This is a genomic window from Rhodococcus sp. MEB032, assembly GCF_030208925.1.
GTDB classification, from domain to species: Bacteria; Actinomycetota; Actinomycetes; order Mycobacteriales; family Mycobacteriaceae; genus Rhodococcus_F; species Rhodococcus_F qingshengii.
On record NZ_JARVSY010000043.1, the window covers coordinates 25,539 to 48,235 of the forward strand.

General features: G+C 62.6%; 22 protein-coding genes. 7 read left to right on the plus strand and 15 right to left on the minus strand.

The window, feature by feature from the left end; genetic code table 11:
- Nucleotides 1-51: 51 nt before the first annotated feature.
- The 4 genes from QRN54_RS29970 to QRN54_RS29985 are packed head-to-tail and all read left to right on the plus strand — an operon-like array spanning nucleotide 52 to nucleotide 2,509.
- Nucleotides 52-1,482, plus strand: a complete 1,431-nt coding sequence (locus QRN54_RS29970) for a hypothetical protein (protein ID WP_285183809.1) — start codon at nucleotides 52-54, stop codon at nucleotides 1,480-1,482.
- A complete protein-coding gene (locus QRN54_RS29975) occupies nucleotides 1,479-1,985 on the plus strand; it encodes a hypothetical protein (protein WP_285183810.1) in 507 nt (168 codons plus the stop codon). The genes QRN54_RS29970 and QRN54_RS29975 overlap by 4 nt, the downstream gene beginning before the upstream one ends.
- A gap of 48 nt (nucleotides 1,986-2,033) precedes the next feature.
- The gene (locus tag QRN54_RS29980) at nucleotides 2,034-2,348 is read left to right on the plus strand and encodes a hypothetical protein (protein ID WP_285183811.1); all 315 of its coding nucleotides are present in this window, start codon (nucleotides 2,034-2,036) and stop codon (nucleotides 2,346-2,348) included.
- The gene (locus QRN54_RS29985; RefSeq protein WP_176450595.1) at nucleotides 2,345-2,509 is read left to right on the plus strand and encodes a hypothetical protein; all 165 of its coding nucleotides are present in this window, start codon (nucleotides 2,345-2,347) and stop codon (nucleotides 2,507-2,509) included. The genes QRN54_RS29980 and QRN54_RS29985 overlap by 4 nt, the downstream gene beginning before the upstream one ends.
- A 232-nt stretch (nucleotides 2,510-2,741) precedes the next feature.
- Here the strand turns inward: QRN54_RS29985 and QRN54_RS29990 are convergent, their stop codons facing one another.
- From QRN54_RS29990 to QRN54_RS30010, 5 genes are all read right to left on the minus strand, one after another.
- Nucleotides 2,742-3,680 carry a hypothetical protein gene (locus QRN54_RS29990; protein WP_285183812.1) on the minus strand — a complete coding sequence of 313 codons (939 nt, stop codon included), beginning with the start codon at nucleotides 3,678-3,680 and terminating at the stop codon, nucleotides 2,742-2,744.
- A gap of 190 nt (nucleotides 3,681-3,870) precedes the next feature.
- A complete protein-coding gene (locus QRN54_RS29995; RefSeq protein WP_134999697.1) occupies nucleotides 3,871-6,228 on the minus strand; it encodes a hypothetical protein in 2,358 nt (785 codons plus the stop codon).
- A complete protein-coding gene (locus QRN54_RS30000; protein WP_285183813.1) occupies nucleotides 6,225-6,692 on the minus strand; it encodes a hypothetical protein in 468 nt (155 codons plus the stop codon). The genes QRN54_RS29995 and QRN54_RS30000 overlap by 4 nt, the downstream gene beginning before the upstream one ends.
- A 109-nt stretch (nucleotides 6,693-6,801) precedes the next feature.
- Nucleotides 6,802-8,373, minus strand: coding sequence for a relaxase/mobilization nuclease domain-containing protein (locus QRN54_RS30005; protein WP_285183814.1), 1,572 nt, complete (start codon nucleotides 8,371-8,373; stop codon nucleotides 6,802-6,804).
- Nucleotides 8,370-8,780 carry a MobC domain-containing protein gene (locus QRN54_RS30010; RefSeq protein ID WP_223304641.1) on the minus strand — a complete coding sequence of 137 codons (411 nt, stop codon included), beginning with the start codon at nucleotides 8,778-8,780 and terminating at the stop codon, nucleotides 8,370-8,372. The genes QRN54_RS30005 and QRN54_RS30010 overlap by 4 nt, the downstream gene beginning before the upstream one ends.
- A gap of 823 nt (nucleotides 8,781-9,603) precedes the next feature.
- Here QRN54_RS30010 and QRN54_RS30015 point away from each other — a divergent pair.
- Complete coding sequence (locus tag QRN54_RS30015; protein WP_285183815.1) at nucleotides 9,604-9,993, plus strand: hypothetical protein; 390 nt, start codon at nucleotides 9,604-9,606, stop codon at nucleotides 9,991-9,993.
- A gap of 120 nt (nucleotides 9,994-10,113) precedes the next feature.
- Here the strand turns inward: QRN54_RS30015 and QRN54_RS30020 are convergent, their stop codons facing one another.
- The 10 genes from QRN54_RS30020 to QRN54_RS30065 form a co-directional block, all read right to left on the minus strand.
- Nucleotides 10,114-15,462, minus strand: a complete 5,349-nt coding sequence (locus tag QRN54_RS30020) for a helicase-like domain-containing protein (RefSeq protein WP_285183840.1) — start codon at nucleotides 15,460-15,462, stop codon at nucleotides 10,114-10,116.
- A complete protein-coding gene (locus tag QRN54_RS30025) occupies nucleotides 15,363-15,890 on the minus strand; it encodes a hypothetical protein (RefSeq protein WP_285183816.1) in 528 nt (175 codons plus the stop codon). Before QRN54_RS30025 ends, QRN54_RS30020 begins: the two co-directional genes overlap by 100 nt.
- Nucleotides 15,891-16,131: 241 nt before the next feature.
- Complete coding sequence (locus tag QRN54_RS30030) at nucleotides 16,132-17,205, minus strand: hypothetical protein (RefSeq protein ID WP_285183817.1); 1,074 nt, start codon at nucleotides 17,203-17,205, stop codon at nucleotides 16,132-16,134.
- Between the two features lie 157 nt (nucleotides 17,206-17,362).
- Entirely contained in the window at nucleotides 17,363-17,563 is a 201-nt protein-coding gene (locus QRN54_RS30035; protein ID WP_285183818.1) for a hypothetical protein, read from the minus strand.
- Nucleotides 17,560-17,742 carry a hypothetical protein gene (locus tag QRN54_RS30040; protein ID WP_042925465.1) on the minus strand — a complete coding sequence of 61 codons (183 nt, stop codon included), beginning with the start codon at nucleotides 17,740-17,742 and terminating at the stop codon, nucleotides 17,560-17,562. The genes QRN54_RS30035 and QRN54_RS30040 overlap by 4 nt, the downstream gene beginning before the upstream one ends.
- Nucleotides 17,743-17,883: 141 nt before the next feature.
- Complete coding sequence (locus QRN54_RS30045; protein WP_285183819.1) at nucleotides 17,884-18,051, minus strand: hypothetical protein; 168 nt, start codon at nucleotides 18,049-18,051, stop codon at nucleotides 17,884-17,886.
- Complete coding sequence (locus tag QRN54_RS30050; protein WP_285183820.1) at nucleotides 18,048-18,272, minus strand: hypothetical protein; 225 nt, start codon at nucleotides 18,270-18,272, stop codon at nucleotides 18,048-18,050. Before QRN54_RS30050 ends, QRN54_RS30045 begins: the two co-directional genes overlap by 4 nt.
- Nucleotides 18,269-18,844 (minus strand): DnaB-like helicase N-terminal domain-containing protein, encoded by a 576-nt coding sequence (locus QRN54_RS30055; RefSeq protein WP_285183821.1) that lies wholly within the window; start codon nucleotides 18,842-18,844, stop codon nucleotides 18,269-18,271. Before QRN54_RS30055 ends, QRN54_RS30050 begins: the two co-directional genes overlap by 4 nt.
- 7 nt (nucleotides 18,845-18,851) lie before the next feature.
- Complete coding sequence (locus QRN54_RS30060; protein ID WP_285183822.1) at nucleotides 18,852-19,178, minus strand: hypothetical protein; 327 nt, start codon at nucleotides 19,176-19,178, stop codon at nucleotides 18,852-18,854.
- Nucleotides 19,179-19,313: 135 nt separating this feature from the next.
- Nucleotides 19,314-20,261: a recombinase family protein gene (locus tag QRN54_RS30065; RefSeq protein WP_209912037.1), complete on the minus strand. Its 948-nt coding sequence runs from the start codon at nucleotides 20,259-20,261 to the stop codon at nucleotides 19,314-19,316.
- A 97-nt stretch (nucleotides 20,262-20,358) separates the two neighbouring features.
- Between QRN54_RS30065 and QRN54_RS30070 the strand changes: the two genes are divergently transcribed.
- Together QRN54_RS30070 and QRN54_RS30075 are read left to right on the plus strand one after the other, a co-directional pair.
- Nucleotides 20,359-21,189, plus strand: a complete 831-nt coding sequence (locus tag QRN54_RS30070; RefSeq protein ID WP_209912013.1) for a hypothetical protein — start codon at nucleotides 20,359-20,361, stop codon at nucleotides 21,187-21,189.
- A 142-nt stretch (nucleotides 21,190-21,331) separates the two neighbouring features.
- The gene (locus QRN54_RS30075) at nucleotides 21,332-22,291 is read left to right on the plus strand and encodes a hypothetical protein (RefSeq protein ID WP_209912016.1); all 960 of its coding nucleotides are present in this window, start codon (nucleotides 21,332-21,334) and stop codon (nucleotides 22,289-22,291) included.
- The last annotated feature ends 406 nt before the right edge of the window (nucleotides 22,292-22,697 follow it).

Genomic DNA, 22,697 nt, shown 5'->3' on the forward strand with positions numbered 1-22,697 from the left:
AGGGACTTTGCGCTCCTGCCAGGCGCGTTCGACTTTCTAAGGACGTTACTTATGCCCGCGATTGTGGACGTGTATCTCAACGCAGACGGAACTCTCACCCATGACGGACAGCAACTCGACGGGCCGCCTGATGCTGCGCTGCGTCTGGTTCTCTCCGAGATCGCCGAAAAGGCTCAGGCCAGCGGTGTCGATACCGTCGTGCGCGTTCACCGGGCGGACGGCGGCGTCAGCACCATCAACGCTTTGCGTGACGGGGGCCTGCGGCGTCCGGTCATCGATCCTGCTGCAGCACAGCGCCGATCCCCCGCCCCTGCTTCTCGCTCGCGGTGGACGCAGCACCTCGCATTGCGGAACCGATACGTCGTCGCAGGAGCACTTGCACTCGCCACCTTCGGCATTGTCGGGGTCGTGATCAGCGGCGGAAACGATACCGCTCCAGCGAGTTCTGCGACGCCGCTACCGAATCTTGCTCGGATTGCACCGGACGGCTGGAGTTCTCACGTGAACTGGGATATCTCCCCCGTCGGTGACTTCGCCCCGGTCACCTCCGGGGACCGGATTCTGTATCTGACACCGCAAGCGACACTCCGGGCGGTCAATGCCAACGGCGGCGCTCTCGTTTGGGAATCGCAACCGCTGACAGCTGCGAGCGCCGCCCCCGTCGTCGGAGGATCCGGGGACAAGGCGATCGTGGCCGCAAAAGCCGGCACGTCGATCGAGGTGCTTCCGCTCGCGGGATCTGGTCCGCACCTGAGTCCCACGTCGATTCCAAGTACCCCGTCCGCGACGTTGACCAGCAACGGCGAAGGAATCCTTGTCACCGATGCAGGTGCTGCCCCGGCGATACTGACCACTGATCATGCAGTCGCCCCTCTCACTGTCCCGGCGGGCAATGCCGTCTACGAGGTTCTCGACGACGACACTGCCGTGATATCTCCAGCAGAAGGACCCTGGTCGATCCTGCGCCCCGGTGACCAGCCTCCGGCCACAGTGAGCGTCACCTCTCCGGGTGGAGCGGTGGGTGCGCCCCACGCGGTGTCCTCCGTGCACGGTGTCGTTGCTGCGTGGTGGAACACCGACAATCCGCAGAATCGGATCGTGGCCTTCCACGATGCCCGCAGCGGACAAGTTCTCGCCGCGAAGGAAGTACCGGCCGCAGTCACAGACAACCCGCTCCCGACCGTCGTCTCCGAAGACCGTACGTTACTCAGCGCCGGACCCGTCCTCGCAGACTCCAGCACACAGCAAACCGTCTTCGCGCCTGCCTGGAAACCGTCGAATGCCACCTCCGGCAACATCTTCGGGTCACTGGTCACCAGTAGCAGCACCGTGCGTGCGCAGTGGACCGGCCGCGGCGAAGTTGTCTCACTGACCGAAGGCGCAGCCGTTCCCTGGCTGGTGACCGACGACGGTTCCGCAGTCGTCCTCGACCAACTCGGGGACATCACCCGCATCGCGGCCGTCCGCAAGGACGAATCATGAACCTCCCCAGCGGATCACCGTCCGCTCTGCCGAACATGCAGACCGGTGTTCGCTTGTTGCCGACCCTCCTGACTCTGTCGTCCTGGGCCGGGGGCGCGGCGGTCGTCGCGCTCTCCGCGACAGTGATCATCAGCGCCTACAGGCACCGGCGCAAAATCGCACCCTGGGTAAGTCGCCCCCGGAACCTGCTGCGTCTGGCCGGAGGGGTGCTGGCAGCCGCAGTATGGATCTGGTTCCTGACCGACACGATCAGCCGTGCACCAGCACCGGCGCTCACTCTCCAGCGGCAGTGGCCGTTCGGGGTCGGCGCGTTCACCGTCCTCTCAACAGTGGGCGTCGTGTACCTCGTCCTCTCCGTGAGCCGAGAGCGCCCGATCGCATGTTTCCCCGACAGCAAACGTGCACTCCTTGCGTTCGTTGGTGACGAGACTGCCGGCATCGCCGCGATCGACCCTCCGCCGCGCGGTGGGCAGAGCCAGTCGAAGAGAAACGGTAGGGTCTGAACCTCGGCACTGACGTGCCTCAAGAGACGACAGTGATGGGGAGCACGAGTGCCTGCACAAGCTTGGGTGACACTGATCGTAGGTGGCGTCGCCATCGTCGGTGTGCTCCTCACCTGGTGGCAGAAGAACACTGCTGACCGCCGTTCCGAGTGGTGGCGGCGCACCACGTGGGCATTCGAGCGGACTTTCAGCGAGTCCGATACAGAAGCGAAACTCGGTTGGAAGGTACTTGAGACACTGGTCGCGTCTAAACTGGCGACGAAGGACGATTCCGATATCGTGCAGGTCATCGCTGAGCACACTGCTCTGGGTAACGACTCCGACGACGAAGTCGATGAAGACGGCACCGAGGAGGACATATGACGACGAAGTCGGTACGACGTAAGTCCGACCCACGCAGCCTTGCCGTGCGTACAGCAGCGGCGCAGGCCGCTGTCAAAGCCAGCGAAAAGACGGGCCGCGCAGTCGATGCGCGGGTCAAGAAGCTCGCTGAATCTGCTGGTAACACCAAGTCTGCGCGCTGAAGGCGCACCGGCACTGACGCCCGCTGTTTGTTTCGTCGGGTGCTTGAACTGGATTCGACCAGCAAAGGTCAGTTTTTCTACGCACCGAATGAGGGCAGCGCCGGGAGAGTTCAGCTCCCCGACCGTGCCCTGTACTCGTTTGTGTCAGGACTAGAGCGCCGGTACGGATGCAGACGAAACAAGCCTGTGCCACCACAAAACGGATTTAGCAATTTAGCCAAGTCCGAATCGGCTAGCGCGGGTCGTCGCTGTCGTCGGCCAATCCGAGTTTGTTGATCATTTTTCTTTTCAACCATTCATTCGACGTGTCGCGAATAGTGGTCATGTGCGGTCGGCCGAACCAGAAGATGAATGCGGCCCCCGCGCTGAAACAGATCAACGTCACGCTCTGGAGCTCGGCGGAGTAACCGATCGCTCCGGCGAATCCGGTTGCACTCAGTGACCCGCCGAAGGATTTGATCGATTCGGGAACCGATCCGTACACAGGGACCGGCATCTTCTCCAGCGCCGAGTACAACTCCCCAGCCAAGGTGTCGGCCTTTTCCGGACTCAGATCGAATGCGGCGACAGCTGAGTAGACGAAGCGGCTGATCACCTCGGCCGGTTCGAAGATGTAGGTGTCGTCGGCATCCGGTTCCGCCAGGTCCAACCCGGGGCCGACAATCTGCAACCGCCCTGGGTCGAGCGCAATGTAGGTGACACGCTGCCGAGTACCGTCTAGCGGAGTAAACGTTTCCACGTACCGCTCCAGCTCCGCGAGGAAGCGGGTGCCCGCTAACTGAGTTTGCCGTCGACTTCGGGCCAGCTCGCGATCGTGCTCGCCTGTTTGTTTTGCGAATTCGGCTACCGCTCGCCGGAACAACTCGTAGTCCTCCGGGCCGAGCTCGGGCTGCTTTACCCCGCCGAAATAGTCGAGGGCTAGTCGTGTGATTTCTTGCGATTCCGAGCGGGGGTAATTGACGCGCTCCATTTCTTCCCGCCTGATGGCGCGCATAAATGTCTGGTGTAGCTCGGCGAGCCGGCGTCGAGATTCGAGGACTTCCCCCTGCAATTCTGTCGATCGGCAGAAGACTTCGATGTCGATCGATCCTGTCTGCAACAGCACCGAACTGGACATCGACCACGTCTCGGTGACCTCACCGACCTGTGTTCCATGAAAAACGCCGGTCATCACCGATCCTCCGTGTAGTTCGTCTTTCGCAGAGTAGAGCACGGATCGACATGGCGTAGACGAACACCTCCCATGCCTGAGAAGACAGGCCGCCTGCGTCACGCGTAGGGATTCTCGTGCACCCTCATCCACGCAGATAACCAAGGGGTCGGCGCGCTGCCGTAACCGCGCCGACCCCTTGGTTATCTGACTACAGCGCGCGTTTGGCCACTCTCGCTGCCGTCGCTGCCGCAGTCCCCGGTGGTTTACGAGGTCCCCGGCGATGCGAGGGTTTGACGCCGGTCGGTGGCGTCAACGGGCCAGCAGCTCTGGCCGCAGCCTCGGTGGGCTGTACCTGTGCAGCCTCGCCTTGCGCCCGTTCCTCTCTCGCAGCGCTTCGCTCCCCGGCCGCGTACGACCGTTCCGCGCGCGCATCGGCGATGGTGCGGCCGTCACCGACCTCGTCGAGCGGAAACGCCCGCTCCGACTCCTCGGCCGTCGCCTGCGAGAACGGGATCTCGGTGCTTCGCTCGGACCCGACATCGTGGTCGTAGATCGGCTCGTCAGGTTCCGGTTCATCGGGCAACGGAATGTCCTCGTCCCAGCCACCGTGGGTCTTGTCGAGATCGACGACTTCCCCGTACTGATCGCTCGATGACCGCGAATCGTCGTGAGCAGGTGCGCCATCGGCCGCCCGGGACCGGTTTCGGCCACGCTCGTCTGCTTCGACGTACTCGATGCGCTGCGCTTCACTTTCGGCGGCATCAGCGTTTCCGTCGTGGCGTGCTGCCTGGGTGTTCGCTTGCTCGCGCATGCGGTCTCCGTCGAGCAGCCCCGGATAGTGTCCGGCGAGTTTGGCGTCGAACGATTCGTCGATCTGACCCACGAGCAACGCTGCCCGCGCCCGATCGAGTGGATGGCCGGGTTGCGCCTGCGCGAGCCATTCCTCTGCGACCTCCCGTTTGGCTTCGTCCTCGCTCTTCTGCGAGACCCGACCGGTCGTTGCCGCCTCCCTCATCTGCCATGAGGCGTACCCGCTAGGGGAGCGGATCTTCTCGTTGAAGGTGATCCCGGCGACGACATCCGCGAGCCGGTCCGGGTCGGCACCATCGCGCACCAACGCGGTGAACTGCCGCTCGGCCGTCGCCCACTTCTTGTCCCCGAGGATCGACTGATCGACGCGTCCTTCGAGGCGATCAGCCAGGGTCAGCGGCGGCGGCGCGTCCTGCGCAGCCTGTGCTGCCTCCGCTTGAGCATCGCGCCACCGTCCGCGTAGCCATTCCTCCCGGAAGTCCTCCCACGTCTGTGTGCTCGGCTCATTAAATTCGGCCGCGATCTTCTCGTTGCGTGGCAACGCCATCCAGGCGTTCGCCTCGTCGATCTGCTCGGCCTCCGACAAACCCTCGGTGTAGGCCTCGCTTGCGTGCCACTGCCCACGGAGCCACTGCGCCTGCACCCCGTCCTCGCCCTGCCAGGTATGCGCGTCCGGGAACTCCCAGTCCAACGCGACCTGCTCGTTGCCTGCCTTTTTCATCCACTCTTTCGCTGCCGCGAGTTCCTTACTCACTGAGACCGCGTCGATGAGCGACTTCTCTCCGCGCCGTGTCTCGTCCAGACCAGTTGCTTGTGCTTGTGCCCGCTGCCAGTTCTGATAGAGCGCCGGGTCGTGCTCACTGGCCCAGGCTTGTGCTGCTTCGAACTCCTTGTCCGCGGCAAAGGCGCTCGCCCATCTGCCGATCAAGGCCAGCTCATGGTTGCGTTCGGCGTCGCGCATCTCGGGTTCTTCGAAGTTCTGGAAGTTCACACGTGGAGCGTTTTTCCTCCAGTCTCCGTAGAACTCTTTGTCGTGTTCGAGTGCCCACTCTGTGGCCTTCGCGAGGTCGCCGTTGTGCTTCTGCGCGTGCTGGAAGACACCGTTGAGCCAGAATTTGCGGCGGCTTTCTTCGAATCCGTTCTCGCCGCGAAACTCCGGATGCGAAGTGTCTTCCCACATCGCCCGTACTCGCGCTTGTTCGGGTTGATGCAACCAGCGTGCTATCTCGACGCGTCGGGATTCTTCGCGTTCGAAGGTGGCTCGCTCCTGCGCCGTCTGCGCCGCAAGGTTGAGCTGATGCTGATGTAGTTCTTCCACAGTGCCGCGGAGGTCATCGATGCTGCTGTAGTTGCTGTTCTCGTTGAGCCATGACCTCAGCTCCCCCGCCATCTTGGCTGAACCGACCACCGTGGACGTGTAGTTGTCCTCCCATCCCGCCTGCACTCCGTACCGGCCTCCCGACAGCGGAGCGATGCGCACAGTCATCCCCGACTCGGGATGCTGCTCTGCGTAGACACGGCCGGCCGCTGCCGCCGCGTTCCACTGCTCGGTATCGTCAGCGCTGAGCTTGCGTAATCCGTTCTCGGCAGCGACCGCTTCGATCCGGGCCACGTTCTCCGCGTCCTCGAAAGCCGCGCGTCCCCTGCTTTCGCGAACAGTGCGCATCAGATCCGCTCCCGCGCGCATTGCCATCATCCATCGCATCGCGTCGCCACGCCCGAGCGAGAACGTCGGAACCTCGTCGTGTTCACTCATCTCTGCTCTCCGTCCGATACGACCGCAGGTGCTGTCGGCGAAGAGGGCGCCGGGGCGAGAAAGGTCTGCGCCGCTCGTTCCCATGCCGCAGCAGGAGCAGTCGCCGAGTGTTCCGTGTTTGAGAATGCACGGATCACTTTCACCGATTCAGGAGTAGGCGATGAAGGGACTGTGCTCGCGAACGCATCGAAGGCGCGGATCACCTCCACCGCTGCACCTGCGTATTCGAACACAACGACCGCGTCTTGCCTGAGTGACTCCTCCACGATGGCCGCACGCACGTCGTCGATCGGATCGACTGCGGCGGCGTGCACGTGGCGGGCGAGACTCTCCACAGCTCGGGTAAGAGAAGGATGTGTCGAATGCAGTTCACTGACCGGCGAGTCGACAGCTCGGTACATCAGTGACACGGCGAAGACAGTAGAACCTCGGTCGGTGACATTTTCGTTCGTGGGGTCAGTCATCGCTGCCCTTTCCAGCTCGTCGGTCGTGCCACGAGCACTGCTCGCAGCATGCAATGGGTGGCGACTCCCGACGATGTGGACTTGTACGCGGCGGATCACCCGCCTGCGATCACAACTGCCTCTCTCCCCCTCTCCTTGGCAACCATTCCGGCGTGCTCGACGCCGAAGCTCTTGGTGTACGTCCGCGCGAAGGCGCGCGATCACGAACACCGTCGACTACTGCCGCAGTGGTGCGCGGAGCACCCGACACTCCGCGGCCCGCTTCGTCCGCGAAACGTCCCACGCAACGAGCCGACCTGGTGGCCGCCGCGCAGTGATGCGAGCGTTTCGATACCTCGTGCCACGCCGCGATCTCCAACAACAATTCCGAAAACGCCAACGCCAACTCGAGCCCGGCGTCACGGGTCATACCGCGGCCGGACACTAGTCCTACTCTCGACAACTGACGAGTCGAAGCACGCAACGCCCGCGCCATTTCTCCCGCAGGCGGTGATTCCAAGGACTTCGGCAGCCGTCCTGCCCGATCGAACGACCACGCCGCGCGGCTCAGCTCCCCGCGCCGCTGCGCACCGTCCGCGACCCTCGCCCATACCGCCAACAGCGGCTGCACGCTCTTCGCCACCGCCACTGGCGACTCGGTCCTGCCGCGTACTGCGACCGCGCTCCCGCGCACGACTCCCGCGATCGAGGACAACACCTCATGCGCCCGCCCGGTCTCCGGTACCGCCAATGCCGCATCCCCGGACCACCGCGCCGACAACTTCACCCACGAGAGCTCCGGAGCCAACTTTCTACCTCCGAAGAAGATCGGGCGGCCGGTCTTCGCGTCGCGGTCCTCGGGATCAGCGACCGCGTATCCGTCGATCTTTCCGTCGTCGTTGCGGTGCAAGTGCACCAGCACACCTTGCGAGCGCAGCTCGGACAGAAACTGCTCCGAGTCCGCGCTCATCGCGGCGGTCTCGGTCACCACTTGACGCAACTGAATCTTCGCGGCCTTACCGGCTTCTCCCCGGCTCAGCCCCTCGTAACCCTGCCGCATCCGGGTCGCCGCTTTCTCGATCTCGCCGCGACTGGCCGCTGGTGCTGCAGAACCGTCGTTGATCGCGGTCGCCTGCAAACCGAGTCGATCCTCCCAATCCCGCATCACCGTGCGGGTCACTCCGAAATCGTTCTTCGGGTGAAAGCGACGACCCGTGTCCTGGCGCACCAACACCGCGGCGATGTGAATGTGATCGTTGCCTTCTGTGGACTGACCGTGATGCACCGCGATCCATCGGCACCCACCGGCGTCACCTTCCGGAGCGATCCCGGTTCGGTCCATCACATCGCGTGCAATCTCGTTCCACTGCGCGTGCGAGAGCTTCCCCTCTTCCGCCGACAGGCTGAGCGAGCAATGCCACACGTATCCGTGTTTGGTGTACCCCGGCTCACCTGTCTGCGGCTGACGCCTGGGCAACTCGGCCGCCTCGGCAGTCGCGTTCACGTGATCGAGCAACGCTGTGAACTCCGCCGGATCGAAGTCGAAATCTCCCGGCCCCACCAGATCAGGCTGCAACGCGCCAGGGTCGGACTGCCACGCCCCGATCACCGTCGGGCGCGTGTGCTCGTTGTGATCGCCCCGCCCCATCAGGTAGCGGACCAACCCCTTCGCATCCCAACCCTTCACGATCTTGTCGATCACCGCAGGCTCCGAAGATGCTCCATCAGCCAGGCATCGATCTTCGTGTTCGTGCGCCGCGTGAACTCCAAGACAGCATCAGCATTACCGCCCAGCTGCCCCGTCGAATTCGCATGACGGGCGACATCGTTGAGATTGCCGGCCACGTTCCCCAACAATCGACGCAACTCCCGCACCTCAGCCGCGACACCGCGCAACTCGTGCACCGTCGCCGGAGCATTCTCTCCTGAACCTGTGGTCATCGCCTTCGCCGTCTCGACCGCAGACGCCGCGATGAACGCCCCCGACTTCAAGCCCCTCATCGTCGAAGCCTGCTCGATCAACGCGTACTCGTCCGGAGTGAACAGAGCTTCCTTGCGACGCGAACGAACGACCACACCGTGCGAACGGTGACCTCGCTTCGCCTTCACGCTCAACCCAGCTCCTCAACCGTCCAGACGAACCCTCGACTGGACCTCACTCGCCGGACGCCCGGCGACAACCACCCCGCCGCCGGGGTGCTCAGACCTCGAACCCCTTCGAGTCTGAACCACGCCCGCGGCAGGCGCAAGCTAAAACCCCAGGGTTTTAGAATATCTTGCTCTGCTTTTCCACCAGACCTGCCTGCTTCCTGCGGAAATGCACAACGCGCGATCACCACGCACCCGAGCAACCCCGCCGGCCCCCACCCAACTCGCGTCTGCGCGGATTCTTCATCAGGCAAGAGGTCGCGAAGCGGCCTCGCGGCAGCCCCGCCCTTCGCGCTCTTCTCTGCTCGCCACCCACTAGGCGCCACGTCTTCCCGCGAAGCCGACCGCCCGATCCCGTCGTCCACACTTGGGGGTGGCGCGCGAGGATTGTGGGTGCCCGAGACGCAGCGGAGCGAGAGGAAAAATCTCGGGCATCCACATGAGGAGCGGCATGCGCCATCCCCATCTGTGGGCAACGGGCCGCCGCTACGCGGCGAACACCACCACGCTGCGCGCGGAAAACGCCGATCCGAACTTGGCGTGTTGCCCCCAACCTGTGCACCGGGGAACTCGGCTTTGGGCACAAACCAGATTCCTCCGCTCCGCGTCTGGTTTGCACACAACGCCGCCCCGGACACCCAGGCCGGGGACAACACCTCTGGCAACAGCGACACTCCACAACCTCTCCTCACTCAAAGACTCCGCGCTTCGCCCGCACTGATTCACAACACGACGAACCATTCGATACAGTAGATTCATTCGAACTGAAAGGACCGGTGACCACATGGCCACAACGAAGAATTCCGCCGCCGAGAAGGCTGCATCGGCGTACCGAGCCGCCCTCGTCGAAAACTCGGTCGAGACTCTCGTCGGTGACCTCGCGGTGAAGATGGGTGAATGGAAGCTCGCACGCGAGGCACGCGAGCGTGGTCAACGTGAGCTGATCGCACGCGAAGAAGCAACCGAGAATGCCGTAGCCGCTGCATACGAAGCAGCGCGTGAAGGCGGCGCGAAAGTCAGCGCGCTCGAGAAGATCGACCTCAAGCCCACCGCCGCCCTCGCAGCCGTGAGCAAACGAGCAAAAGCAGGCAAGGAGAAGGGGAACATCGCTTCCCCGTCCACACCCACCTCACCACCCACTCCGGCCGCTACGGGCACCAACCCTGCCCACTGACCGACACCACGACGAACCAACAGGCGACCATCCACAAAACATGAATCTGGCTCCATCCCGATGTCTCGGGTGGAGCCAGATCCATGTTCGGGGCGCGACTGCGCGGTGCGCCCCTAGCGCTCAGCGGTCACGGTTCACACCAGGAGACGGCCCGCCGCTTCGGTCCAGATGTGACGGACGTGAGCGCTCGACGGCACTCGAAGGGCTCTGCGGGGTCGGCTCGGATTCCTCGCCTGCCTCTGGTTCCGGATCGCCACGAAGCTCGATGTCGATCGCGCGCTTGCGCACCTTGAGCGCCTCCAGCCGTTCCTCGTGCTCGAATTTCAACCCGAGTCTCGCCTCCGATCGTCCCTTCTCTCCGACTGCGGTCGCGAGTTCGCGTTCGGCATTGACCAACCGGCGGTCCATTCCCTCGATCGCATTCTCGAGCTTCACTGCGATACCGACACCACCGTTGCGCAAGGTGCCCGCGTTGAACGTGACCGTATGACCGTCGATGTCCGGAAAAACGATCGCGGCGTCAGCGCTGCGCCCGTTCGGCACATTGCGCGCGTGCAACTCGAAGCCGCCCAGCCGTCCGATACGACCGCCGTCGATCTCTTTCCAATGCGATGATCTGTCTTCGATGAGCGCATACAACCGCGCGGCGATCGCGTCGCCGGCCTCGATTCGAGAATCGATCGTGCTCCCGTCGAGTTCGATCACGAACTTCTCACCCCGAGTCGATACCCGCTGTTCGATCGCGCTGGTGAACGTGGCGATGCTCTTTTCGAGTTCCGGAATCCGGTATTCGGATTCGCGGACACGCAACGCCAGCATCGACTGGCTGCGTTGATGAGATCTTCGCAAACGCTCCAGTTTCCCGACCTCGGCATCAACTTCCGCCTTTTCCAGCACCAGTGGATTGCCCGAAGCGATGGCCACCGCTTCGTTCGCGTTCATCGCCGCGTCTCCGATGTCGTCGATCTCGCGGACGTCGAGGCTTCCTCTCATGAACTGATTGATGAAAGTGGCTTTCCGTGATTGCGTCGACCACATCCGAGCATCGAACGTTCCCTCGGTGATGGCGATCCCGATCCTGATTTCAGCGTTCTGATTTCCCTGCCGGACGCCGCGCCCGTCTCGCTGTTCCAGATCGGCCGGCCGCCAGGGACAGTCGATGTGCATCAACGAGACAACCCGGTCCTGCACATTCGTCCCCACCCCCATCTTCGATGTCGACCCGACCAAGATCGCGATCTTCCCGGATTTCGCGTCAGCGAACATCGCCGCTTTGGCCTTGTCGGTCTTGGCGTCGTGGATGAACGCGATCTGCTCGCGCGGCACACCTTTCGTAGTGAGCTCCGCTGCCAGTTCGTCGTACACGTTCCACCCCTCCCCCGGCGTTCCCAGATCACAGAACACCAAATGCAACCCGCCCCGACGCGGATGCGGAGCGCCGTCCTTCCCGATGTAGACGTTGTCCTTGTTCTCCTCCCAATTGCGGTGTAACCACGTAGCCGCCGCACCGATCTTGTGTCCGGAGTCGGCCTGTGCCTCCTCCAACGCCGTCCCGGCGTCGGCGAACAAATCGTCACCGTCTTCAATTGCGGCTAGTTCCTGTGCGGTGTGGGCCTTGCGGGTGAGCAAGCGCAGATCCAGCGCCGCTGCGCGCCCTTCCGATGAAATTTTGAGCATGTTGTCCACGGTCGGCTCGACAAGTTTTTTGCGGACCGCATCCGCACGTTCACCGAGACTGATCACGAAATCACGCTGAGCTTGCGTCGCCGGGACGGAAATCAGTTCGGGAACTCGCTGCCCGTCGCCCCGCCTCGCGATGGCCGGTGTCGGAAGGTCGAGATCTTCCGCCGTCTTCACATCAGCGGCGACGTGAAACATCTTCAGCAACTCGGGCACGTTCCGGAAACCCGATACCCGTTCCTTGAGCGACCAGGAGTTGCCGTCCACCGACATCTCCAACTCCGCCTTCGTGGAAGCGAATGTTCCCGCCCACTGATCGAAATTCGTGATCCCGGCAGCTTCCATCAGATCGGGTCGCAGGTACCGCTGCATGACGTATGCCTCGGTGATCGAATTCGCGATCGGGGTCGCCGTTGCTCCGGTGACCGCCCGCCCGTTGTGCTTGTCCCGCAAGTACTCGATCTTCATGTGCAGATCTTGCGCACGCTGAGAACCGGCGATCGCGGCCGATTGAATGTTGGTGTCCGTGGACAGATTCTTGTAGTCGTGCAGCTCGTCGACGACGAGGTAGTCGATCCCGGTCTGCTCGAAGGTGATTCCCGGATCCACCGGACCCGACAATTTGCTCTTGAGCTTTTCCTCCGCTTTCAGAATCAGATCCTCGGTGCGTTTGATCGTTCGCCCCGCACCCCCGTTGCGTTTGAGTGCTGCCAAATACTCTCGCCTCGGCGCAATCTCCCTGTCGTGGTACCAGCGCGCGGTCTCATTGCTGACCACCAGCCGCGCGAAACTGCCACGCGTCATCACGATGGCATCCCAGTCGCCGGTCGTGGCACGGGCGACGAAAGCGCGCCGCTTGTCGCCGGCCAGATCGTCAGTGCCCGCAGCGAGAACACGCGCCTGCGGATACGCCTGCAGGAACTCACGCGAGAACTGATCGAGCATGTGATTCGGTACGACCATCGCCGGTTTGTTCACCAAACCGAGTCGACGTAACTCCATCACCCCCATCGCCATTTCGGCTGTCTTGCCCGCGCCCACAGCGTGGAACAACCCGACATTCGGCTCGGCCACCATCCGTGCGACGGCGCTCAACTGATGCGGCCGCGGAGTGAAATTCTTCGTCAGTCCCGGCAAGGTCATGTGTTCGGTCGGATACGACCGCAACACGATCCCGTTGAACCGGCGGTTGTACTCGTCCGCCAATCGCTGAGCCCGTCGCGGGTTCTCCCACACCCACTCCGAGAACCTCTCGCCGAGCTGCGCGGCCTTCTCGTTGGCCGCATCCGTCTCAGTCGGGTTGAAGATCCGCGAGTTTCCGTCCTCGTCCGGGTCGTAGACACGGATCGCCTTCTGCCGTAGCCGGTACTCGGCAAGTTTCGGTGCCGGCACCCGCTCCGTGCCGAATTCCTCGGTGGAAAGGACACCACCGACACCGCCATTGACCCGCCACTCCGAACCGACACCCCGCGAGACCAGAATCGTGGTGTCACCAAGCACTTCCTGCAGGAAATTCTCCACATCGTCCGCTTCGATCCACGCCGCACCCAGTCGAGCATCGATCTCAGCCGGACCCAAGTCCTCAGGAATGACAGCCGACAGCGGCGCAATGTTTTCCGAGTAGGTATGCGGGTCGTCGACGAGCGCCGTCTCTGCTGCCGAGAGTTTTGCGCGCACATCACCGGACAGATACTCCGCTGCCGAAACAAGCGCACCGCCTTGCTCGGGATCCGCGAAGACCAGGCCGCGCAACTGCTCTCGCGCGCTGTGCTCCTCGACACCGAGTAGCTGCGCGACGACTTCGATATCGACACGGCCGTGGGTGTCCATGCAGATCGCCAACGCGTCCGCTGGTGTGTCGGCTCCGAGGCGGGGTGTGCGTGGAGCAACGACACGTCTACTCATGATCGCCATCTTCGACGCCGTATCCGTCGTTGCGTCGTAATCCTCGAGTGCCATCACAGCCGGTTGGTGCGGATCCTCGCGGAATGTTCGCATCACCGGCGGCCGTCGCACCGACAACACCGGCTCGCCGGTGTCCGCGTCCAAGCGCCCGCTCGGATGCCATGAACATCTGTTGATCGGCCCGTACCGATCGACGTATGCGTCGTACCGTGCGTTCAACACCGAGCGCAGATCACCGATCGACTCGTTGTCCTGCGCAGAGGCGGCCTCCGCTTCGAGCAACGCCACGGTCGCATCACGAATACCGAGAAGGCCCCGAAGTTCGCGCTGCTGACTCGACGGAACCGTCAGTGGTTCGTCCGTCCCGTACACCGTTCGGCGCCGGAACTCCCCATCGGGGGAGAGACTGATGTGCCCTGGGAAATGTGCTGGGCTACCCCCGACGACAGCGGCCACCCGCCGCTCATCCGCACTGATGCCACGTGGCGCATGCACTACACCGGCACCCCGCGCTTGGGCCGCCACCTGAGCCAATGCGCCGCGCAGATCCGAAACTAGATCCCGATCACCGGCATTGACCTTCACCGTGTCGGAGGAATACATGCCGTGTCCGACTTCCACCGTGCCGAGCACCATTTCCGGGTGACGTTCGAAGTACTCGTTCATCCGCACCGTGGCCACTTCCGGGACATCCCCGTCCAGCATGCCCGCCCGGGTCGCTGACTTCTCGATCGTCCGCTCGAAATCCCCTCCCACCGAGACAGGTATGCCGTCGCGGCGACGCAGAATCAGCACGTCGGTCACAGCGTCGGTGCCGGCCGTTCTGCGGTGAGCGCCGGTCGGCAATCGGATCGCGCCCAAGAAATCCGCACTGGCCGCGATCTCACGTCGCGCCGAAGGGTTCTGCGCGTCCATCGTGAAGGCAGAGGTGATGACCGCGACCATTCCCCCTGGCTTGACCAGAGCCAACGACTTGAGAATGAAGTGGTTGTGCATCGAATGATTGCCCAGGTTGTGTACCGGATCATGCAACTTCGCCCCGGAGAACGGCACATTGCCGACTACCGCGTCGAACGTGCCTTCCGGCAGCGGTGTGTCCGCGAACGATTCCGTGCGGACCGTCGCTGCCGGGTACAGCTGCGCCGAGATGCGGGCGGTCGTCGGATCCAACTCCACCCCCGTCATCCGCGCAGCTCGTGGAGCCAACCCGATGAACGTTCCCGACCCGCTCCCCGGTTCGAGAACCTCTCCCCCGGTGAAACCCAAGTCCCCCAGGTGGTCCCAGATCGCCGCCACGATAGCGGGGTCGGTGTAGTGCGCGTTGAGGACCGTACGCTGAGCGGCGAGCCAGGCCTGCTCTCCGATCAGCGCGCGCAGCTCGGCCGCGTCATCACGCAAGTCCTGGCGAGAATCGTCGAAGATCTGCGAAGCCGCACCCCACGACGACCAGCGCGAAAGTATCTGCTGCTCCTCTACGGTCGCGGCCTTACCGTGCTCCTCGATCCGGTGCAGAGTCCGGATCGCATCGAGATTTGCAGAGATGCGGGCGCGGATACCGCTCGGAACCGGCGGCATGTCCAGCGGCGGCCGCCAGCTCGTCGCCTCACTGCGCCCGTCGACCCGATTCAGTCGGCCATCAGCTCCGACCTCTGTGTACGGAGTGAACCGAATCTCCTCGTAATCCTCGACATCGAGGTCCCCGGCGTAGAGCGCATCAACCGCGTCCGCGGTAAGGCTCTGCTCGTCGGCGGCCCTCGCCGTCTGATCTCTCGGTACCTCCTGGGTCAGCCCTTCGGTCGGGCGGCGTCCTGAGCTGCGAAGATCGCCTGGAGCTGCGCCCTCTTCTCCTCCTCGCTGAGGTTCCCGTGATCGCTCTGCATCCAGCGCACCTCCTCGACCAGGTGCGGGAACCTGCGATCCCAATCGATCGCCTCCGCCGACTCCTCTTCCATCTCCAACCGGCGATCGACTTCGTTCGACTCCGCTGTCGCCGTCGCCAACTCCACGTCCCGCGCGTTGCTCACGTCGTCGCTCTCGGATGTCTCCGGCGGAATCGAATAGAGAATCTCCGTCAACGCCAGCTCCTGGGCCTGAGCCCGCACCGCGTTCAACCGCCCCACTCTCTGCAAATAGCTCTCCTCCGGGAGGAGTGAGGTTACTTCGAGTTGCGCGCTCACTGTTGCCACCTGCTCGGCTATCGCCTCTGCCAGCTCCGCGAAGTAACTCTCCGGATCCTCCATCGTCGCGACCCGACTCGGCAGATAGTTCCGAAAGTAGGTCCGCACTTGCTCCAGATAGATCGGGGTACTCATTGTTCTTCCTCTCGGTCGTTGTCGACGGTCTTGGATCGGGGTCGGCCCACAAACTTTCCAGACTCAGCTGTCCCTCGGATTCGCGCGATTTGCGCGGCCTTCGTGCCACAGGCAACTCACCTCCATTTTGGGCAACCGCATCCGGTTACCTCTAATGGTTCTAGTGTTGCTTATGAAACGAGTGATGCGCCCCTTCCTTTGCTTCAAACAGACTTAGATCCCCGGATTTTTGCTTGTGACCTCAGTCACTTTCATGATCGGCCGGTCGGGCCTCGAGAACGGCAATGTCCTTATCCATACCTCGGACCAGGGAGTCGATCGCTTCTCGGACCGCTTCCAGCTCTGCGCTCATCGAGTCAGTAGCCTCTGCGGCTTGTCGATGTTCGACAGTGCGATTTTTCAGGGCGACAATACGGTCCGCGTGCCCGGCCGCCGCTTCGAGTTGATCGAGGTAGCGCAGGCGGTCGTTCATCTCGTCGACCTTGGTGCGGTAGCGGTCGAGAGCGTTCGCGCGCGCTTTCAACGAGTCCCACACCGAGATCAAGTCGCGTTCGTGAGCGGCAAGTACGCCCAACAATGCAGAAGCGTCACTGCCTTCCGGTATGTCCTCTTTCCTGGTGAGAGTCTTGCGCACGTTCCACAACTCCGCCGCGTCAGCGGACAAGGCTGCGACTTCTTCGGCAAGATTGATCCGGCGGCGATGACTGCTCAGATAGCCACTCGAAAAGGCCGGCGAAGTCTCGATGACATGCGCCGTTTGCGCTACGTGCAAGGCCAGTTTCAGCTCGGGTGGACTCGGCGTTCCCTGCGCGATACGCATCCGCCCGTGAGCGAGGGCGTCGCGACCAGCGGTTTTCATCGTTTGTCCACGTCGCACGGCTTTTGCTTTGCTGTCACACGCCCATGAGGCACTGGCCGACCCGATCGTTGCCACGAATAGCCATAACATCAGGTCCTGAAGCATCCACGGACCCACGGCAACAACCACCGTCGAAAGAAGCAAGACAAAGGACGACACAGCCATCACCCACCGCATCTGCTCGTACGAGCGGATGAGAGGACTGTCCGCCCCAGGGGTCGACCAGGAGGCGACGCCCGCAGTCGGGCCGACCGTGGCGTCGAACCACGTTTCCAAAGCTTGCGCAGTCCGTGAGTTGAAGTCGATACCAGGCGGGGTCGGTAGGGAATACAGCACGGGTGCGGAATCCCACTCCTCCGAACCGGCGAAGATCGGCTCCACCGGCGTCCGCGCCCCGGCCTCGAACACTTCCCCGACCGTCCAGTCATCATCGTCCCGATCACTGTTCTTGCTCAATGTTTTCCGCCCCTCACGCCGTCGATTCATGCTCGTCGAACAGATGACATCACATCTGTTCACCACCCCCCACGATCGAATCGTCCTGGTCGGCGGCGAGACTTGCCAGTTCGGTAAAAATGTCGAGTTGGCCGCCGATTTCGGTGGTCGACATCGCTCACAACCCTTCAAGGCGCAGCTGCAATGCGCGCCACTGCCGCTCGGAGATCAGATCATCTCGGCGACTGGAAAGAAGCGCGTTCCGAATCACCGCATATGCGTGCTCTTCGAGCAGTCCGTCCTTGATTGCTGCTCGATAGGCGCGCTCGACCGCATCTCCGGTCGCATTCTCACTGACGAACATGCCGTCCTCGCTCATGCGGCTCGAACGGTGTGCAACAGATCTGCCCTCACATCGACGGCGGCCATCCCGCTGTACCACCGCCCATTTGCCACAAGTACGACCGCCGCGTACAGAACTCCTGCCGCGTCCGTTCGGTAGCGTCGAACCTCGTCGACGTATCCACTGTAGTCAGGATCGGTTGAAATCAATTGCATAACAGCACCTTTCGTAGAACTGTCTACCAACCTCACGACACTGAAACCTCCGGATACTTTCAAATTGTCAGCAGGCCTTATCGGACTGTTTCTAATGTATCTAATGGTTCCAATTGTGTCCATCTCTCAAACCCGCTCCCCTCAGAACAAGGCGTTCTGGGCTTGGTCTGCGACACTGTCCGTGCGCCTCTCATACGCGGTGGCGAGAGAGCGCGCGGCGGTAGGGCTGCATCCCATTTCAGTGCCGACTTCTTCCCAGGTAGATCCGTGGTGGTGCAGTTGCCAGGCGTCGCGTTCGTCGTCGTTCATGGTCTGGGTTCCTGCCTGCTCGAGGGCGACCTTCGGAGTTTGGCCGCTTTCAGGAAGCTGTACGTCGAAAGGGCGAGTAACCCGACTCCGGCGATGAGGGTTCGACTGGTTCCGATGGTGAAGTCCAGGGCGGCGACAGCGAGCGCGAGGACACCGAAGATGCTGTGCTTCACCACCCCTGGCCTGCTGATTCGCTGATCCGGCTTGTCTGGAGTGTTCATGCTCGACCTTCGCGGATGGCTGCGAGGCGTTGGGAGGCTGCGCGGCGTTCGCGGCCGATGCTGAGCAGGTGCTCGAACAGTTGGTCTTCGGGGAGTTCCTCGGCGGCTTGGGCGAGGGATCGTGCCGCTTCGCGGAATCCACGGCGGTACGCCTGGGTGAGAACGGCGGCGATGTTGTGCTCGAGTTCGGCGGACGGGACGCCGATGGTGGTGATGTCGGTGAGTGCTTTGGTGAGCTGTTTCCCGAGGTGCCCGCTGGTGCGGCCCTCTTGCTGCAAGGTAGTGAAGACGTGGGCACTGTTGTGGGGCTTGCCGGCCAGAGCGAGTTCGGAGATGGCGGTGAACAGTGCCGCGTTCACGGGCCGGTAGAAGTCTGCGCTGGTCAGGGCTGCGACGGCACGTTTCGCGCTCTCGGCCGGCGCCCAGAGCAGTGAGCACAGGAGTTGAGCTTCGACGTCGAGGGCGGTGCTGTATTCGTCGATCTCACCTTCGTTGTCGGTGAGGTCGTCGAAGTCTGGGACGGTGGCCAGTGAGAGTGTCACGTCGGGGTCCTTGCTGTCGCCGGTGGGCATGGGGGGGTCAGGGTCGCGGTGAGGTGAGTTGCCGGTGACTGCGCAGGATTGCGGCGGCCGCGCGGAGGTTGCGTGCAGCGTCCTCGAGGTGGGTGGCGATGTCCTGGTCGTAGATCTCGTCTGCCAGGACCCCGGTGACCGCCGAAACGTCGGGGAGTTTATAGATGGTGCGTAGCTCTTCGCGTGCATCACTGATTCCGGCGAGGGAATCGTCGATGGCTGCGAGCATGGTGCGCAGTTTCCGGTCGACGGCTGCGCTGCTTTCCCCGAGTTCGGCGTCGAGTGCGCGGTCGACGAAGTCTGCGTCGGGAGTGAAGGTGAATGCGTCGGTCATGTCGGTTCTCGATTCTTCAAGTGGGTGGTTGATGTCAGGCAGCGGAGACTGGTGGAGTGTCGGTATTCCAACCGTGCACTATTCGTTTACGCAGGTCCGCTTGGGTCTTCACTGATGAATCCATGTCGTTACCTCTCATCGGTGGTCCGGGCACAGGAGGGTGGGCGTCAAATTCCAGCCACTGGCAACGAGCCACTGTTGAACCGGAATCGGAAGACCCTTGCCTGCCGCGGCGCGAGCAAAGGTGCCGGCAAGAATTGGACCGTCGCCGCACACCTCGCACGCGACGTCGAAAGCGGGTGGCTCGGGTTCGCAATGGCGACAGTGCGATAGGACGACGACCGATCCCTGATCGTCGACATTCGGATGGAGCCATGCAACGGCCAGGTCGCCGCGTTGATGAGCGGCTTCCGCTCGTGTACTCGGCTCGTACCCACACGTCGGGCAGGTACGTGGCACTCGCATGGGCACAACAGAATTCACAGGAACGTCCCCGGGAGGTTGCGCTGTGGAGGTCGAAGCTGACTTGTTCTTGTTGAGATGGCCGTACACGGTTGTGCGGGGCACGTTCAACATCGCCGCAATCTGCGCGACCGTGTTCTCCCCCGCGTCGTACAGCCGCTGAGCGAGCGCAATTTGATCGTCGGTGAGCTTCGATGGGCGCCCGCCCTTTCGGCCACGCGCCCGCGCAGCGGCCAAACCGTCCCGGGTGTTCGCCACAATCAGCTCACGCTGGAATTCCGCGAGTACCGACAGCATCCCGAACATCGCCCGCCCTTCCGCGGTCGATGTGTCGATTCCCTGCTCGAGGACCTTCAACTCGATCCCGCGCTCGCGCAGCTGCGCACCGAGGGTGATCAGATGAAGTACCGAGCGCCCCAATCTGTCGAGGCGAGTGATCACCAACGTGTCCCCACCCCGCAACCGCGCCAGAACGACATCGAGTTGCGGGCGTGAGGCTTTCGCGCCGCCGGCATGATCGAGATGAATGTTCTCGGCCCCGACGCCCGCCCGCGCCAGCGCATCGACCTGGTGAGCGGGATTCTGATCTGCACTGGAGACTCGCGCATAACCGAACAACATCTGTCGAAAATATCTCACTCAACCGTTTTTCGACAGACTTTCCACCGTGGCAATTCAGCACACTCAATCAGCTGGACCGCTCGTCTACACTCCGTCTGTGCTCAGACGCCTCGCATTGCCAACGCGTTCCGCCTTCCGTGATCGCAGCGGACGCTCCATCGGTGCCGCTGCGACTGCGCTCGTGGTGATGTCGCTGCTCGCGGCCTGCTCCTCGAAGAGCGGCAATACCGAGAACCCTACGGTGGAGCCCTCGCCCACGACGGTCTCGTCGACGATTCCCTCGCCAACGACAACCTCTGCGTCGGCCTCGCACACTGTCACGCCGTCCAACGCCGTCGCGACGCCGCCCTCTGCGCAGAATCTGCTCCTTTCCGCAGCACAATTACCTGGTGCGGGCTGGACACCACAATCGGACACCGACCCGGAAGCCGCCGAGCTCCAGGAAACGACGCAGCCAGAGTGCAGTAATCAATCGTGGATCCTGCGAAGTGCCGACATGACCGACATGGCCGGCGCGTCATGGACGTTCGATGCTGCCGCCGAGGTGGAAACGATCAGCAGTCAAGCCTTCGTCTACCCCGATGCGGCGGCAGCGACCGCAGCAATGGCGTCGTATCGCGATCTCGTGGGCCGCTGCACGAGTTGGCAGAGCGTCCTCACAGCGAAGGGATACACCTACGCCGAATCACAGGAAATGTTCGATGCATCGGTCGGCGAGGAATCGGTTGCCCGGCAAGCCGGCACCACGCACGTGCGCTTGACCGATCTCCCCACCTTCCGGATGTATTGGGTGACATCGCGTGTGGGGCAGACGATCGTGCAAGTCGCCTACCGGCCCGGCTCCCTGCTCGGCACTAATCAGGGAAGAGATCAAGCCCTCGAACTCGCGTCGACCGCAGTGTCCACTGCCGAAAACCGTACGAAATAGAACCAGCCCGATAGTCGGTCACCTCGGTGGAGGCTGGGCGAAGAAAGATCAGCGCGGTAACCAATCTGCCACTAAGGCCGATCCACAGTTCGGCGGGACATCGGCCATACAAGCAAGCGCCTCCCGCAATCCGTTTCGGGCGATGAAGGGCACAGTAGTGAAGAAACTGGACTACGACCTGGTCGGTGAACAACTGTTCTCGAACCCGAAGGTCAGAGCACGTATCGAACGGCACTACCGCCTCCCCACCGATGCAGCCACCGCGTCACAGTTCCTCGACCACGCGGTACGCCACCTCGATCAGGAAGCGATGGACAACCCCCTCACTCAGACCTACAGCAACCAACAGGTCTTCAAAGCTGCAGTCAACGCCCTCGGCAGTAACTCCCGAAACTGGGCGAGTTTCGTCAAGGTCCGTGACCAGCACCTCGAAGGACTTCTCTACGGCTTCGACCCCGAAAAGACGCACACCGCCATCCTCGACGGGACGTTGACCCTCACCGATATCCGTGAGCACCTCAGCGGGCAAAGCGGAACCGGCGATGCGAGGGCAATCATCCGCTGGGCCGCCCTGCTGACCGCTCAACCGAACTACTACCAACAGATCCTCGTAATCGCCCGCGCCTTCGTCGACCTCGCAGCCGATGCCGACCACCCGCTCGACAACGAGCATCTGATGATGTGCCTCGCCGGCTACCTGATCGCACCTCCACGCCGCTGGCCAGGCGACAAATACATCGACACCGACACCCTGTTAATGACGCCCCGCGAACGAGACCTCCCCGGGATGGGCTACCCCCTCGCCAGCGAATTCCTCCGCAACCTGCATTGGAACGGCTTCAAACCCGACCGCCACATCATCAGGCTCCTGAGGCTCTGGGTTCCCGAACTCCGAGACACCGTCGACCCCGACGTCGATCGTCTCTGCACGTTGATCGGAAGCCGAAACCAGTCCCTGCGCTACTTCCTCAAATACTCACTGATCGGCGTTGCCATCACCCCGGACGGCAACTACTCCCGCGCCGACAACCTCATCTGGATGCTCGGCGCGTACCTGGAAAAGAAGAACAAGGAATCGGACGTGCAATACATCCACGACTAGAAGTCTGTCGCGATGGATCGAGTTCGGACACCACTGACTACTCGTCCGCTGCCAACACCCATGCGGCTGGAGTAGAGCACACGGCACACCTCGAGGTGACCCACCCGGCTGGTCGTCAGTACCAGCCAGGTGGGTCGAGTGCGCCCCAACTCTGGAGGGCCGGGGCACGTATTTTGGGAGCGGCTCGATGGACGGTCTGTGACGGCATCTCGACGAACCCCGTGCATCACCATCTCGAACAGAGGGCGCGGAAGGGGAATGTAGCGCACACGGTTCCACGGATCTGCAACCGCCCGGCGGGTTTAGCGGCCATCCTGTTTGTCGAAAAGATGGAGACAGCAGATTATTCGACATAGATTATCGACACGAGTTCTCGACATCTTCAACTCGGCACGAGCTGGGGATA

Coding starts and splice junctions, on each gene's coding strand:
- QRN54_RS29970 (WP_285183809.1), top strand. CDS start 52: ATGCCCGCGATTGTGGACGTGTATCTCAACGCAGACGGAACTCTCACC.
- QRN54_RS29975 (WP_285183810.1), top strand. CDS start 1,479: ATGAACCTCCCCAGCGGATCACCGTCCGCTCTGCCGAACATGCAGACC.
- QRN54_RS29985 (WP_176450595.1), top strand. CDS start 2,345: ATGACGACGAAGTCGGTACGACGTAAGTCCGACCCACGCAGCCTTGCC.
- QRN54_RS29990 (WP_285183812.1), bottom strand. CDS start 3,680: ATGACCGGCGTTTTTCATGGAACACAGGTCGGTGAGGTCACCGAGACG.
- QRN54_RS29995 (WP_134999697.1), bottom strand. CDS start 6,228: ATGAGTGAACACGACGAGGTTCCGACGTTCTCGCTCGGGCGTGGCGAC.
- QRN54_RS30000 (WP_285183813.1), bottom strand. CDS start 6,692: ATGACTGACCCCACGAACGAAAATGTCACCGACCGAGGTTCTACTGTC.
- QRN54_RS30015 (WP_285183815.1), top strand. CDS start 9,604: ATGGCCACAACGAAGAATTCCGCCGCCGAGAAGGCTGCATCGGCGTAC.
- QRN54_RS30025 (WP_285183816.1), bottom strand. CDS start 15,890: ATGAGTACCCCGATCTATCTGGAGCAAGTGCGGACCTACTTTCGGAAC.
- QRN54_RS30035 (WP_285183818.1), bottom strand. CDS start 17,563: ATGAGCGAGGACGGCATGTTCGTCAGTGAGAATGCGACCGGAGATGCG.
- QRN54_RS30040 (WP_042925465.1), bottom strand. CDS start 17,742: ATGCAATTGATTTCAACCGATCCTGACTACAGTGGATACGTCGACGAG.
- QRN54_RS30045 (WP_285183819.1), bottom strand. CDS start 18,051: ATGAACGACGACGAACGCGACGCCTGGCAACTGCACCACCACGGATCT.
- QRN54_RS30050 (WP_285183820.1), bottom strand. CDS start 18,272: ATGAACACTCCAGACAAGCCGGATCAGCGAATCAGCAGGCCAGGGGTG.
- QRN54_RS30055 (WP_285183821.1), bottom strand. CDS start 18,844: ATGCCCACCGGCGACAGCAAGGACCCCGACGTGACACTCTCACTGGCC.
- QRN54_RS30060 (WP_285183822.1), bottom strand. CDS start 19,178: ATGACCGACGCATTCACCTTCACTCCCGACGCAGACTTCGTCGACCGC.
- QRN54_RS30065 (WP_209912037.1), bottom strand. CDS start 20,261: ATGTTGTTCGGTTATGCGCGAGTCTCCAGTGCAGATCAGAATCCCGCT.
- QRN54_RS30075 (WP_209912016.1), top strand. CDS start 21,332: ATGAAGGGCACAGTAGTGAAGAAACTGGACTACGACCTGGTCGGTGAA.